Genomic DNA, 13,205 nt, shown 5'->3' on the forward strand with positions numbered 1-13,205 from the left:
AGGCTTTCTTTATGCGCGTTGATTTGAGGGTGAAGCATGCTGTCGAGGCCAGGAAGGCGGCCATAGGGCTCTTCGAGCTCGGGCACGGGTATAAATCTGCCGCGATTGCCCTTTCGCTTCCCGCGGAAGCCGTGAGAAGATGGCAGGAGATATACCGCGCATTCGGGAGCGAGGTGCTGCTGCGCATGGACGGAAAGCAGGGCAGGTACACATACGAGCAGAAGGTCGCCGCCGCCTCGGCCGTGGTCGACGGCGGCATGACGAAGGCCGAGGCGATGGCGGCGTTCGGCATAATGTCGATGTCGCCGCTCAAGAAGTGGTGCGCGCTATACCGCGAGGGCGGCGCGGAGGCCCTGCGCCCGAGGCCCAAGGGCCGGCCGAGCGGTTCCAAGGCGAGGCCGCGCACGCGCGAGCAGGAGCTCGAGGAGCGGTGCCGTAGGCTCGAGGCCGAGGTGGCCTACCTAAAAAAATTACGCGCCCTGGTCGAGAGGGACGGGCTCTGACCAGGGCGAAGGCCGAAGCGGTCGCGGCCCTGCGCGCCGAGGGGCACGCGCTCGGGCACCTGCTCGCATGCGCCGAGCTCAAGCGGTCGACCTACTACTACGCCCTCGCGCACCCGCCGAGGCCCACGCGCGCCGAGCTCCGGGAGGCGGCCGCCGAGATCTTCTCGCGCACCGCCAACGGCTGCGGGCACCGGCAGATAGCGATGTGCCTCAGGGCGGAAGAGGGGGCCGTGATAGCCGACAAGACCGTGCTCAAGATGATGCGCGAGATGGGGATTCGCTGCGGCATCAGACGCGAGACGGCCTACCACAGGTACAACTCGTACAAGGGCGTCGTCGGCAGAACGTTCGAGAACGTGATCGCGAGGGGTTTCGACGCCGGGGCCCCGTGGCAGAAGCTGGGGACGGACGTCACCGAGTTCAAGGTGGCCGGCGGTAAGGCCTACTGGGCCCCGACGCTGGACTTCTGCACCAAGGAGATCGTGGCGAGCGACATATCGACCACGCCCGACATGGCCCAGCAGGTGAGGATGCTCGACGAGCTGCTGTCCAAGATCCCCGAGGGCGCCGCCCCGACCATGCACTCGGACCGGGGCTGGCAGTACCAGCACGCCTCGTACACATCCAGGCTCGAGGCCGCCGGCATCGTCCAGAGCATGTCCAGGAAGGCGAACTGCATCGACAACGCCGCCACCGAGCAGCTCTTCGGCCACGTCAAGGACGAGTTCTACAGGGGCCGCGAGTGGAAGACGTTCGAGGATTTCAAACGCGACCTGGAGGAATACATAGTCCACTGGAACACGAGCCGGAGGCAGGTAAGATTGAAGGGCCTGACCCCGGAGGAGTTCCGGAATCAGGCCCTCGCGGCCTAGTCGCTATTTAGGGCGTCCAAGATTTGGGGCGCAGTTCACAGTCTGCCAGCGGGCTTTTCTGTGCGTTGGATAATCTCGGCATTGCGTGGCGCTACACGCGCGTCGCATCCTTGGGGCTCATGGTCATGCTCTGGAAGCGGTTCTCCATGTAATCGTTATCGAAATACTTGCCGTAGAACTGCGCGACGGGAATATCCGGCTCCGTGCCGTTGACGCGCTGGTACCAGTAGTCGAGCGACTGTAGCGTCATGACGCCGTCGACCAGCATAATGACGGTAAAGATGACGGTAGCCGAGTAGCGGCTTTTCCACGGAATCATGTTGATGAGCTTGAGCAGCCTCGGCAGCAGCAGCTTGATCCAGATAAGGCCACCCAGGCCCCACAGGCAGGTAAAGCCCGTGCAGGTGCGTCCGCCCGTAAGGACGGCGAGTGGGTCGGGCATGCCGAACAGCTTCATGTGCGAGTAGCTCCACGAGACCACGCCAAATGAGGTCTGCATAAACCAGCCCACGAACACCTCAAAGCTCGCGCCGAGCACAGCGCTTACCAGGAAAATGATGATGGGGTTCTTTTTATAGAAGCGGTTGAGCACCATGGTCATGAGTACGGCACCAAAGCCATAGATGGGGCTGAAGGGACCAAACAGCATGCCGGCGCGGTCCTGGTAGACGCCTGGATCGTCGACCGTCATGTGCCAGATGTCCTCGGCGATCAGGCCGAGCACGCAGCAGACGAGGAATACCCAGAACAGGTTGAAGTAGTTGAGCTTGATGTAGCCCTCGCCGGTTTCATCGCGGCCGAGCATACCCTCGTCGGCGGCGTCGCGGTCGAGCATCTCCTGCAGGCGGCGCTGGAGTTCGCGCTCCTGGCGCAGCGTGGGGTCGACGGTGGCCGAAAGCGCGATGAGGATACCGAGCTGAATAGCGGGACGAAGCAAGAAGAGCCCGATACCCTGGAGCATCACGTCGACCAAAAGCTCGACGACGGTGAATGCAATAAGGATGTAGGACAGGCGGGCGGCGTTGCGGCGCTGGTTTTTGATAAGGTCCAGGCCAAAGATGATCAGGATGACGGCACTTGCCGCAGAGAGCATGATGCCGGCGACGATGAGTCCAACCGAGACCAGCATATTGTCGCCGAGTTTTTCGGCGGCGTTGCCGTTGATGAGCGCGGTGATGACCTGCCACATAAAGGCGGCGACCGACGGGAGTGTGCCCACGCCGGACAGGATGCACAGGACGGCGTACACTTTAATGATGAGGGGAATCTTCTTGACCTCCGTGGCGCTGGGGACGCTGGGGTCGAGTTCGTTTCGATCCATACAGAACCTTTCTCGCTTTGTCCTAGGTTACTAGGATACGCCGCCGACCTGCCAAAAGACAGGACGAACGTCCCAATTGCAACTTTGTAATCCCCAACGGTGGACGCGGCGGCCATCTGGGGGCGCGGGCGCTTGCACTGGGCAGACCGATAAAATGTTTGGCCGCAAAACGGATTATTAGCTCGGTGGGCTTTTAAAAAGCGCTGCTCATGCGCTGGGGAGCGCGTCGCGCCGTGCGTATAATAAGGCGGGTAACGCCAAAATACGAGGCTCTGAGGGGATGCCATGTCTCAAGAAACCATCCGCGCGGCCGAGCGCGCCGCGGGACAGGTGAACGCCATGTCGACGTATGATCCGGACTCCGACCAGCTGCATGAGGAATGCGGCGTTTTTGGTGTCTGGGCGCCCGATCGCGACGTGGCTCGACTGACGTACTTTGGCCTGCGTGCACTGCAGCACCGTGGCCAAGAATCGGCGGGAATCGCCGTTGGTGACGGCGGTACGGTTATGGTCCGCAAGGATCTGGGCCTGCTCGACCGCGTGTTCTCCAATGCCGACTTGTCGACGCTCTCCGGTCAGCTGGCCGTGGGTCATGTGCGCTACGGCACCGCCGGCGCCAAGAGCTGGGAAGCCTCTCAGCCGCACCTCTCTACCATCAATAGCGTCATTATCGCGCTCGCGCACAACGGCACCCTCGTCAACACCGACGAGCTGCGTCGCCAGCTGGTCGAGCTGGGCGTACCGTTCCTCTCCAACTCGGATTCCGAGGTCGCGACCAAACTCATCGGCTACTTTACTCAGCGTACAGGCCATCTGCGCGAGGGCATTCGCAAGACCATGGAGCTCGTGCGCGGCGGCTACGCCATGACGCTCATCAACGAGCAGGCGCTCTACGCATTCCGCGATCCGCATGGCATTCGCCCGCTGGTGCTGGGCAAGCTCGTGGACGAGGGCCTGGACCAGGCCGATGCCGCTTCCGTTTCGCAACTGCCGTCGCAAGACGACGCCGCGACGGTCGACGCTGCCACCCATGTCACGCGTGCCGGCGGCTGGGTCGTTGCCTCCGAGACTTGTGCGCTCGACATTGTGGGCGCCGAGTACGTCCGCGACGTCCGTCCCGGTGAGATTTTGCGCATCAGCGCCGAGGGCCTTGTGTCCGAGCAGGGCGTGCCTGCCGCCGAAGAGCCTGCTAACTGCATCTTTGAGCAGGTCTACTTCGCTCGCCCCGACTCCATCATGAACGGCAAGAGCGTCTACGCCTGCCGTTATGACATGGGTCGTCAGCTGGCACATGAGGAGCCCGTCGAGGCCGACCTGGTCATCGGCGTGCCCGACTCCGGCCTGCCGCCCGCGGAGGGGTATTCGCACGAGAGCGGTATTCCCTTTGGCGAGGGCCTCATCAAGAATCGCTATGTGGGCCGTACGTTTATCGAGCCTACGCAGGAGCTGCGTGCCATGGGCGTGCGTATGAAGCTCAACCCACTGCGCGACAACATCGAGGGCAAGCGCCTGGTCGTCATTGACGACTCCATCGTCCGCGGCACCACCATGGTGCAGCTCGTCAAGATGCTGCGCAACGCCGGCGCCAAGGAGATTCACATCCGCATCAACTCGCCCGAGGTCATCTGGCCGTGCTTCTACGGCATTGATACCGACGTGCAGTCGCAGCTTATCAGCGCCAACAAGACGGTCGACGAGATTTGCGAGTATATCGGCGCCGATTCGCTGGCCTTCCTTTCGGTCGAGGGCCTGCTGAAGGTCATGCCCAAGGGCGGTTACTGCGATGCGTGCTTTACCGGACGCTACCCCGTGGCGATTCCCGAGAGCTTTGGCCGCGACAAGTTCATGGAGGGCTTTAAGCCCCGCAACCTGGACAAGCCGCTGCACTTTGACGACGACGCCGTGGTCGAGAAATACGACGACCGCAGCTGGGAAGAGGAGCACGGCGAGGCCTAAAGCCTGCCATGTAGGGACAGGTTTATTTTGGTAGGTTTTACCTGCTGTTTTGTTGATATGACGGCGCGTGCCGTTATGGCGTGCGCCGAAATGAACGCAACTATGAGCACCGTTTGGTGCCTGTGCGGCAAACGGTAGTGGGAGAGGAAGGCTCAGATGAGCGACAGCAAGCATGTGACGTACGAGGACGCCGGCGTCGATACCGCCGAGGGCGGCCGCGCCGTCGACGCTATTAAGCAGATGGTCAAGGACACCAACCGCCCCGAGGTTATCGGCGGCATCGGCGGCTTTGGTGGCCTGTTCTCGGCCGCCGCGCTTAAGGATATGGAAGACCCGATCCTGATCAGCGGCACCGACGGCGTGGGCACCAAACTCGTGCTCGCCCAGATCATGGACCGTCACGAGACGGTGGGCCAGGACCTGGTCGCCATGTGCGTCAATGACATTTTGGCTTCGGGCGCCGAGCCGCTGTTCTTCCTGGATTACGTTGCCATCGGTCACATTGAGGCCGAGCACATGGCAAAGATCATCAAGGGCGTGGCCGACGGCTGCAAGCTCGCGGGTTGCGCGCTCGTGGGCGGCGAGATGGCCGAGCACCCGGGTGTCATGGCCCCCGCCGATTACGACCTCGCCGGCTTTACCGTGGGTGTTGTCGATCGTCCCAAGATGCTCGACCCCGCGAACGTTCGCCCCGGCGATGTGATCCTGGGCCTGCCTTCCACCGGCGTGCATTCCAACGGTTACTCGCTCGTGCGCAAGGTTATCGGTGTCGACGGCATCAAGCCGGGCACGCCCGAAGCGGCCGCTAAGGCCGAGGAGCTGAGCCGTCCGCTCGAGGAGCTCGGCGGTGCTTCGCTGGCCGACGCTCTGCTGGCCCCCACGCGCATCTACGTCAAGCCGATTCTGGAGCTGCTCCACGGTGGTGCCAACGTTCATGCCATTGCCCATATCACCGGCGGCGGTATTACCGAGAACCTCAACCGCGCGCTCGCCGACGACGTCGATGCCGTGGTCACCCGCAACGGCGCCGAGATGGGCTGGGATGTTCCGCCCGTCATCACCTACGTGTCGCGTCAGGCCGAGCTCGCGCCCAACGAGGCATGCAAGACCTTCAACATGGGCGTCGGCCTGTGCCTGATCGTCGCCCCCGAGGACGAGGCTGCCGTGACCGAGGCTCTGGTCGCGCTGGGCGAGAAGCCGTTCCGCGTGGGCGAGTGCGTCGAGGGTTCCGGTAAGGTCGTGTACTCCGATGAGCGCTAACGAGCAGATGGCTGATGCCGAGGGCCTGGGCTTTGTACCCTACACCCGTCCGACCGGCACCGATACGGCCGAGCCGCTTAAGATTGGCGTGCTTATCAGCGGTTCGGGTACCAACCTGCAGGCGCTGATCGACCTGATCGCCGCCGGCAAGCTCAACGCCTCGATTGAACTTGTGGTGTCGAGCCGTCCTTCGGCCAAGGGCCTGCAGCGCGCCGAGCGTGCGGGCATCCAGACACTCACGCTGTCCAAGGATGTCTATGCCGACCCCATCGCCGCCGACGAGATCATCGCGCATGAGCTGCTCGAGCGTGGCTGCGAGTACGTGGTGATGGCCGGTTACATGCGCATGGTACACGCGCCGCTGCTGGCGGCGTTCCCCAATCGCGTGGTCAACCTACACCCGGCGCTGCTGCCGAGCTTTACCGGCGCCCATGCGATCGACGATGCGTTTGCCCGCGGCGTCAAGGTGACCGGCGTGACCGTGCACTTTGCCAACGAGATCTACGACAACGGCCCCATCATCGCCCAGCGTGCGCTGGCTGTTGAGGAGGGCTGGGACGTCGACACGCTCGAGGAGCACATCCACGCGATTGAGCATGTGCTGTATTCCGAGGTCGTGCAGATGCTCGCCGACGGTCGCGTTCACGTGCTGGAGAGCGGCAAGGTCGCAATTGATGCGCCTCGCGGCTAGTGGCGCACAGTACAATTTAGCCGAGTAGTCAGGGTGGTCATTGGCGCCAAGGCGCAAGTGGCCATCCTTTGTTTTAGGTAGTCATTGGGGACGTTCTTAAACGACTAGTCGTTTAAGAACGTCCCAGGTGACTAGGTGAGAGAGGTGAGCGTATGGCGGATAACGAAGCGCTGTTTACGCCTGAGCTGGTGTTTTTTGATTGGGAGTGCGCGACGCCGGGCGAGGTGTTTGCGCGGCTCGAGGGCGAGCTTGCCCCGCGCGGCTACATTGCCGAGGGTTGGCTCAACGCCGTCCACACGCGCGAGGACGCCTATCCCACGGGTCTCGCCATGCCGGCGGCAAACATCGCCATTCCGCATACCGATCCGGGATTTGTGGCCAAGCCCTATATCGCGGTAGTAAAGCCCGCCGCACCTGTGACGTTTAACGCGATGGCGGGCATGGGCGCCCCCGTGCCGGCGCAGATCATCATCAATCTGGGTATTGCCGAGCCGGGCGGCCAGGTCGAGGCTCTGCAAGCGCTCATGAATATCTTTATGGACGCCGACGCTGCAGCCGATGTGCTCGGCCAGACCACGTGCCAAGGCATGGTCGACGCCATCCGCCGCCACTTTTAGGGCCGGCACTTGGGGACTGTCCCTAACTGCCGGCAGAAAAGGAACGTCCCTAACTGCCGGCTGCCAGATCTGTCCCCTTTGCACCAAAATGGTGCAGATTAACCTGTCCCCCATGCACCAGGTGTGCCGCGGGGGCTGCGTTGTGACACAATGGCGTTTGTTCGATTCGTGATGCGAAAGGCCAAACATGGCAAATAAGAAAAAGAACCCCGAGGTCGCGCCGACGCCCGAGCAACGGTCCCGCGCCGCCTCCAGCTCTCGCAAGAAGCAGCGCAAGACCTATGTGTCCAAGACCGTCAAGATTGTCCTGGTGGTCATCGGCGTGCTGGCGATGCTGCTTTCCGTCTCGGCCATGGCGTGCTCCGGCCTGATGTCGCAGACCGAAAGCGCCGGCTCGGGCTATAAGCTCACCGGCGGTGTGGCTGCCACTATCAACGGCACCAACCTCACCGAGGACACCGTGACCAAGCAGATTATGAGCATGCGCACGTCCTATGGCTACACCAAGGACAAGGACTGGGCCCAGTATCTGGTCGACAACGACCTCACGCCCAAAAAGTACCGCAAGCAGCTCATCGATTCCTACACGCAGCAGATTCTGCTTCAGCAGGCGCAGAAGGAGAACGGCGTGACGGTGTCGGACGAGGAGGTCGAGAAAGCTTGGAAGGACGCGTGCAAGAGCGCGGGCGGCGCCAAGACTTTTAAGAAGACGCTTAAGACCTACGGCTACACCGAGGACACCTACAAGGATTCGCTCAAGGAGAGCCTGGCGCAGCAGAAGCTCAAGGATGCCGTGGCACCCACCAGCAAGCCCAAGGACAGCGAGATTGTCGATTACATCAACGAGAACCTGTCCAACTACAACGATGCCCGTCGTTCGTCGAATATCCTGATCAAGGTCGATTCCGACGCATCTGACGAGGACAAGGCCGCCGCCAAGGCCAAGGCGCAGGAGTGCCTGGACAAAATCAACTCCGGCGAGCTGAGCTTTGAGGACGCCGTGAAGCAGTATTCCGACGACACCAGCTCCAGGGAGAAGAAGGGCGATGTGGGTTGGGATAAGCTCACTACCTTCGTCGACAGCTACCAGACGGCGCTCGAGGGGCTCAACAAGGGCGATGTGAGTGACGTCGTTGAGTCGACCTATGGTTATCACATCATCAAGTGCACCGACTACTTTCATGTCGATAATCAGGTCGATGACATTAAGCAGGTGCCCAAGGACATCAAGAAGTACGTCTCCAACGTGGTGAAGACGCAGGCGGCAAGCAGCGCGTACAGCGAGTGGCTGGAGCAGTACAAGAAGGACGCCGACATCACCGTTAACCCCATGCCCAAGGACGTGCCGTACAACGTCAGCCTGAAGGGCGTCACCAAGAGTTCGACCGACGACGCGTCGACGACTAAGTAATCATGGGGCGGTGCCCGCGTGAGTGCCGCCCATGCTATTGAGGAGGATATGCAGATGACCAACGAAGAGCTGCAGAAGGAAATGATTGCGGCCATGAAGGCCAAGGACAAGGTTCGCCTGTCCATCATTCGCCAGGTTAAGGCCGAGGTGAAGAACATCGAGGTCAACGAGCGTCGTGATGTGACCGAGGAAGACGTCAACAGCATGATCAAGCGTCTGATTAAGCAGACGAGCGAGACGCTGGAGATGTCCATTAAGGCCGGTACCGACCAGGAGCGTACCGACAACCTGACCGAGCAGGTCAAGATTCTGGAGAGCCTGCTGCCCGCGCAGGTTTCGGGTGAGGAGCTCGAGGCTCTGATCGAGCAGGTCATCGCCGAGCTGGGCGCCACGTCCAAGAAGCAGATGGGCCAGGTTATGGGCGCACTCGGCAAGGCCACCGGCGGCAACTTCGACAAGCCGGCAGCAGCAAAGATCGTCGGCGCAAAGCTTGCGTAGGGGCCGAGCGGTACATAGTTGATGTTGAGGGGCGTGGCCGTCATGGTCGCGCCCCTTTTTGCTGGGCTGGGCACTCATTGGGGACAGGCTTAAATGAGTGCCCAATGGGTGGGTACTCATTTAAGCCTGTCCCCAATGAGTGGGTGGAAGGTTGCGGGTTCTTTACGGGAATGTAGTGTGGGCTGCGGAAACATGGTTCTTTCCGTACAATAGTTCAACTCGTGTAAACGCAGGGAAGGAATATTCATGGCAGACATGATCGAGATCAAGCATCTCAACAAGTACTTTGGCGACCTGCATGTGCTCAAAGATATCAACCTCACCGTCAAGCGCGGCGAGAAGCTCGTAATGATCGGGCCTTCCGGTTCGGGTAAGTCGACGCTCATCCGTTGCGTCGATTATCTAGAGGAACCCACGTCGGGCGAGGTCATCATCGACGGTACGCCGCTCACCAAAAAGAATCACCTGGAGATGGCTCGCAAGTATAGCTCCATGGTGTTTCAGCAGTTCAACCTGTATCCCAACATGACGGTGCTGGGCAACCTGACGCTCGCGCCCATCAAGCTGCAAAAGAAGAGCAAGGAGGAAGCGACCGAGATCGCCATCGCCGCGCTCAAGCGCGTTGGCATGGCGCATAAGGCCGGCGAGTATCCGCAGAATCTCTCGGGCGGTCAGCAGCAGCGCATCGCCATCGCCCGTGCCCTGTGCACCAAGCAGCCCATCATCCTGTTTGACGAGCCGACCTCGGCGCTCGACCCCGAGATGGTCCAGGAAGTCCTGGACGTTATGATTGAGCTCGCGCAGGAGGACATCACCATGATCTGCGTGACGCATGAGATGGGCTTTGCGCGCCAGGTGGCCGACCGCGTCATCTTTATGGAGGACGGCCGCATCCTGGAGGAGGGCACGCCCGAGCACTTCTTCGATAACCCCGAGAACCCGCGCTGCCGCGAGTTCCTGTCCAAGATTCTGCACTAGGCGCGGTGATGGACATGACGGATATGACGAGGGCGGCCGTGTCGCGCCGTCACTTTTTGCAGCTGGCGGGCGCCGGCATGCTCGCGTTGACGGGGACCGCGCTTACCGGTTGTGGCAACTCCACCAGTGGCGAGGGCTCCGACAAGGGGTCCAAGCTTGCGGCCATCAGGTCGCGTGGCCATCTGAATGCCGGCGTTAAGAAGGACGTTCCCGGATACGGTTATTACGACACCGCCACGGGCCGCTTTGAGGGCATGGAAGTCGATTTGTGCTACCAGATCGCCGCTGCCGTCTTTGGCGTGAGCTACAAGGAGGCCCGTGCCCAGGAGCTTGTCGAGTTTACCGACGTAACGCCCAAGACGCGCGGCCCGCTGATCGATAACGGCCAGCTCGATGTGGTCGCGGCGACCTACACCATCACCGACGAGCGCAAGAAGAGCTGGGACTTCTCGACGCCGTACCGCACCGACTACGTGGGACTCATGGTCAAGAAGCGTTCGGGATTTACCTCGATTGAGGACTTGGACGGCAAGGTTATTGGCGTGAGCCAGGGCGCTACCACGCAGAGCCTGATCGAGCAGATGATCAAGGACAACGGCTTTAGCTGCAAGCCCGAGTTTAGGGCCTTTAGCGGCTACCCCATCATCAAGAGTTCGCTCGACGCCGGCAATATCGACGTCTTTGCCATGGATCGCTCCACGCTGGCCGGTTACATGAACGAGACCGTCGAGCTGTTGCAGCCCGAGGTCAAGTTTGGCGAGCAGGGCTACGGCGTGGCGACCAAGAAGGGCTGCGACCTTTCGGCCGTGGTCGATCAGGTGATTTGCGATCGCCTGGCCGATGGCTGGCTCGACCAAGAGGTCAAGACCTGGGGTCTTGTATAGGCGTATCGTCCAAGGAAGGAATCAAATGCTCGAAGGATTATTTGACGCCGACCGTTGGTCGACGACATTTCAAAACATGGGGCCCTTCTGGGAGGGCTTTGGCGTGACGCTACAGGTGGTCGTTGCCGGTCTGCTGCTGTCGCTGGTACTGGGCACGCTGCTGGGCGTGTCCTCTACCACCCGTTCACGTGTGCTGCGTGCTATAAGCCGCGTGTACGTGGAGTTTTACCAGAACACCCCGTTGCCCGTACAGGTGCTCTTTATGTACATGGCCGGTCCGCAGTTTTTGCAGGCCATAACCGGTGCCGACCAGCCGGTGCGCATCGCGCCGTTCGTGCTGGGCTTCTTGGGTGTGGGCCTGTATCACGCGGCCTACATTTCGGAGGTCATCCGCACTGGTATCGAGGCGGTTCCGCGCGGTCAGATGGAGGCGGCCCAGAGCCAGGGCTTCACCCGTGCGCAGGCCTACTGGTACATCGTGCTGCCCCAGACGTTCAAGATCATTCTGCCGCCGCTGTGTAACCAGGCGCTCAACCTGGTCAAGAACACGTCGATGCTGGCGCTTGTGGCCGGCGGCGACCTTATGTACCGTTCCGACAACTTTGTGAGTCTGTACGGTTACCTGCAGGGATACATCGTCTGCTGCCTTATGTACTTCATCATCTGCTTCCCGCTCGCCATGCTGGTGCAGTGGCTCGAGCGCCGTTCCAAGGAGCGTCCGCGCGGCGTGAGCCTGGCCGAGCTGGGGCTCGACAACGTAGAGGAGGCCTAGCGCATGGAAATCTTCAACGCGACCAACCTGCTCTACATTTGGGGCGGCTTTGTTAAGACCATCGAGATCTCGGCGCTGTCGATCTTTTTCTCGCTCATCTTTGGCACGGTGCTGGCGCTCGTCAAAAGCTATGCGCCCCGCCCGTTCCGTATTTTGGTGAGCGCCTATATCGAGCTGTTCCGTTGCACGCCAAACCTGCTGTGGATCCTGTTTATCTACTTTACGGTGCAGGGTTTGGACATTGTGATTTCGACCATCGCCTTTACGCTATTTACCAGCGCTGTTATGGCCGAGATTGTGCGCGGCGGCCTCAACTCGATTCCGCGCGGCCAGTTTGAGGCAGCGCAGAGCCAGGGCTTCGGCTTCTTTGCCACTATGCGCTACATCATTCTGCCGCAGACGTTTAAAACAATCATTCCGGCGCTGTTTAGCCAGTGCACGACCGTCATTAAGGACAGCTCGTATCTTTCGGGCATTAACGTGGCCGAGCTCATGTACACGGCAAACGTCGTGATGGCCCACGCGATCGACCTGTCGCAGGTGCTTATGCTCTACGGCCTGGTGTTTGCGATGTACTTTGTGCTCAACTTTGGTATCTCGTTGCTGGTGAGAGCGTATCAGAGGCGAATGGTGGCCGCATAGCCTGGCTTTCCCTGGCACCCAACCTTGGCCTTCAAACCGTCGCTCGCGTACCAAAGTACGCGTCGCTCCTCTTTCAGGCCAATCTTGGGCACCAGGAAAACCCAGGTACGTTATCGCGGAAAAAGGCGATATACAGTATTTTCTCATTTGTTAGAAAGGAATCGCGATGAGCGATCTGGAGAATAAGAAGAGTCCTGTGGTCATTACCATCGCGCGTGACTTTGGCGCCGAGGGCCACGAGATTGGCCGCATGCTTGCCGACGAGTTGGGGATTCCGCTGTACGATAACGAGCTGCTGGTGCGTGCGTCGCTGCGCGCGGGCGAGTCGCTCGATAAGATGGCCGCCTACGACGAGCGCCTGGCCGTGGAGAACATGGCGTTTCTGCCCGACCGCTACGATGCGCGTTCGTACTCGGATAAGTTGTTCCAAAAGATGAGCCAGGTGATTTTGGACCTGGGCGAGACCGAGAGCTGCATTATCGAAGGCCGCCTGTCCGATTATCTGCTGCGCAACAACCCCAACCACATTGCCGTGTTGGTGACCGCTCCCTTTGAGGACCGCGTCGAGATCGTGCGCAAGAAGCGCGGCCTTAACAAAAAGAAGGGCGCCAAGCTGGTCAAGCAGCAGCAGAAGGCGCGCGAGGCGTTCTATAAGCGCTATAGCGCCGGAAAGTGGAAGATGACGAGCGGTAAGGATATCGTCGTCAACCGCGCCAAGTTGGGACGCGAGGGCTGCAAGGACGTCATCGCCGCAGCCTACCGCTACAAGGTGGCTCAGCTCGAAGGCTAACCGACCAAAA

14 protein-coding genes are annotated in these 13,205 nt (G+C 60.7%); 13 read left to right on the forward strand and 1 reads right to left on the reverse strand.

Annotation, left to right across the window (positions count from 1 at the left end; translation table 11 throughout):
• Positions 1 to 11 precede the first annotated feature (11 nt).
• A complete protein-coding gene (locus JMJ97_RS02430; RefSeq protein ID WP_260699048.1) occupies positions 12 to 503 on the forward strand; it encodes a helix-turn-helix domain-containing protein in 492 nt (163 codons plus the stop codon).
• Between the two features lie 29 nt (positions 504 to 532).
• Complete coding sequence (locus JMJ97_RS02435) at positions 533 to 1,375, forward strand: IS3 family transposase (protein WP_260699085.1); 843 nt, start codon at positions 533 to 535, stop codon at positions 1,373 to 1,375.
• A gap of 91 nt (positions 1,376 to 1,466) precedes the next feature.
• On the opposite strand, the gene JMJ97_RS02440 is transcribed toward JMJ97_RS02435, so the two are convergent.
• Positions 1,467 to 2,696 carry a putative ABC transporter permease gene (locus JMJ97_RS02440; RefSeq protein WP_260699049.1) on the reverse strand — a complete coding sequence of 410 codons (1,230 nt, stop codon included), beginning with the start codon at positions 2,694 to 2,696 and terminating at the stop codon, positions 1,467 to 1,469.
• Positions 2,697 to 2,981: 285 nt separating this feature from the next.
• Here JMJ97_RS02440 and JMJ97_RS02445 point away from each other — a divergent pair, with 285 nt between their 5' ends.
• The 11 genes from JMJ97_RS02445 (at position 2,982) to JMJ97_RS02495 (ending at position 13,195) form a co-directional block, all read left to right on the forward strand.
• Positions 2,982 to 4,652, forward strand: a complete 1,671-nt coding sequence (locus tag JMJ97_RS02445) for an amidophosphoribosyltransferase (RefSeq protein WP_260699050.1) — start codon at positions 2,982 to 2,984, stop codon at positions 4,650 to 4,652.
• Between the two features lie 156 nt (positions 4,653 to 4,808).
• Positions 4,809 to 5,912 carry a phosphoribosylformylglycinamidine cyclo-ligase gene (purM, locus tag JMJ97_RS02450; RefSeq protein WP_215673623.1) on the forward strand — a complete coding sequence of 368 codons (1,104 nt, stop codon included), beginning with the start codon at positions 4,809 to 4,811 and terminating at the stop codon, positions 5,910 to 5,912.
• Positions 5,902 to 6,603, forward strand: a complete 702-nt coding sequence (purN, locus tag JMJ97_RS02455) for a phosphoribosylglycinamide formyltransferase (RefSeq protein WP_260699051.1) — start codon at positions 5,902 to 5,904, stop codon at positions 6,601 to 6,603. Before purM ends, purN begins: the two co-directional genes overlap by 11 nt.
• A gap of 152 nt (positions 6,604 to 6,755) precedes the next feature.
• Positions 6,756 to 7,220, forward strand: coding sequence for a PTS sugar transporter subunit IIA (locus JMJ97_RS02460; RefSeq protein WP_260699052.1), 465 nt, complete (start codon positions 6,756 to 6,758; stop codon positions 7,218 to 7,220).
• Between the two features lie 187 nt (positions 7,221 to 7,407).
• Positions 7,408 to 8,631: a peptidylprolyl isomerase gene (locus JMJ97_RS02465; protein WP_260699053.1), complete on the forward strand. Its 1,224-nt coding sequence runs from the start codon at positions 7,408 to 7,410 to the stop codon at positions 8,629 to 8,631.
• Positions 8,632 to 8,685: 54 nt separating this feature from the next.
• Entirely contained in the window at positions 8,686 to 9,129 is a 444-nt protein-coding gene (locus JMJ97_RS02470) for a GatB/YqeY domain-containing protein (RefSeq protein WP_006235801.1), read from the forward strand.
• Positions 9,130 to 9,375: 246 nt separating this feature from the next.
• Positions 9,376 to 10,107 carry an amino acid ABC transporter ATP-binding protein gene (locus JMJ97_RS02475; RefSeq protein ID WP_055251548.1) on the forward strand — a complete coding sequence of 244 codons (732 nt, stop codon included), beginning with the start codon at positions 9,376 to 9,378 and terminating at the stop codon, positions 10,105 to 10,107.
• A gap of 8 nt (positions 10,108 to 10,115) precedes the next feature.
• Positions 10,116 to 10,991, forward strand: a complete 876-nt coding sequence (locus JMJ97_RS02480; protein WP_260699054.1) for a transporter substrate-binding domain-containing protein — start codon at positions 10,116 to 10,118, stop codon at positions 10,989 to 10,991.
• 25 nt (positions 10,992 to 11,016) lie between these two features.
• Positions 11,017 to 11,763 (forward strand): amino acid ABC transporter permease, encoded by a 747-nt coding sequence (locus JMJ97_RS02485; RefSeq protein ID WP_260699055.1) that lies wholly within the window; start codon positions 11,017 to 11,019, stop codon positions 11,761 to 11,763.
• Positions 11,764 to 11,766: 3 nt separating this feature from the next.
• Positions 11,767 to 12,405, forward strand: a complete 639-nt coding sequence (locus JMJ97_RS02490; protein WP_006235796.1) for an amino acid ABC transporter permease — start codon at positions 11,767 to 11,769, stop codon at positions 12,403 to 12,405.
• 166 nt (positions 12,406 to 12,571) lie between these two features.
• A complete protein-coding gene (locus JMJ97_RS02495) occupies positions 12,572 to 13,195 on the forward strand; it encodes a cytidylate kinase-like family protein (RefSeq protein WP_117564047.1) in 624 nt (207 codons plus the stop codon).
• Positions 13,196 to 13,205 lie beyond the last annotated feature (10 nt).

The sequence above is a fragment of the Collinsella aerofaciens genome (assembly GCF_025289055.1).
Taxonomy (GTDB): Bacteria; Actinomycetota; Coriobacteriia; order Coriobacteriales; family Coriobacteriaceae; genus Collinsella.

Excerpts from the sequence above, each read along its gene's own strand:
- JMJ97_RS02430 (WP_260699048.1), top strand. The coding sequence starts at position 12 with ATGCGCGTTGATTTGAGGGTGAAGCATGCTGTCGAGGCCAGGAAGGCG.
- JMJ97_RS02440 (WP_260699049.1), bottom strand. The coding sequence starts at position 2,696 with ATGGATCGAAACGAACTCGACCCCAGCGTCCCCAGCGCCACGGAGGTC.
- JMJ97_RS02445 (WP_260699050.1), top strand. The coding sequence starts at position 2,982 with ATGTCTCAAGAAACCATCCGCGCGGCCGAGCGCGCCGCGGGACAGGTG.
- purM (WP_215673623.1), top strand. The coding sequence starts at position 4,809 with ATGAGCGACAGCAAGCATGTGACGTACGAGGACGCCGGCGTCGATACC.
- purN (WP_260699051.1), top strand. The coding sequence starts at position 5,902 with ATGAGCGCTAACGAGCAGATGGCTGATGCCGAGGGCCTGGGCTTTGTA.
- JMJ97_RS02460 (WP_260699052.1), top strand. The coding sequence starts at position 6,756 with ATGGCGGATAACGAAGCGCTGTTTACGCCTGAGCTGGTGTTTTTTGAT.
- JMJ97_RS02465 (WP_260699053.1), top strand. The coding sequence starts at position 7,408 with ATGGCAAATAAGAAAAAGAACCCCGAGGTCGCGCCGACGCCCGAGCAA.
- JMJ97_RS02470 (WP_006235801.1), top strand. The coding sequence starts at position 8,686 with ATGACCAACGAAGAGCTGCAGAAGGAAATGATTGCGGCCATGAAGGCC.
- JMJ97_RS02475 (WP_055251548.1), top strand. The coding sequence starts at position 9,376 with ATGGCAGACATGATCGAGATCAAGCATCTCAACAAGTACTTTGGCGAC.
- JMJ97_RS02480 (WP_260699054.1), top strand. The coding sequence starts at position 10,116 with ATGGACATGACGGATATGACGAGGGCGGCCGTGTCGCGCCGTCACTTT.
- JMJ97_RS02485 (WP_260699055.1), top strand. The coding sequence starts at position 11,017 with ATGCTCGAAGGATTATTTGACGCCGACCGTTGGTCGACGACATTTCAA.
- JMJ97_RS02490 (WP_006235796.1), top strand. The coding sequence starts at position 11,767 with ATGGAAATCTTCAACGCGACCAACCTGCTCTACATTTGGGGCGGCTTT.
- JMJ97_RS02495 (WP_117564047.1), top strand. The coding sequence starts at position 12,572 with ATGAGCGATCTGGAGAATAAGAAGAGTCCTGTGGTCATTACCATCGCG.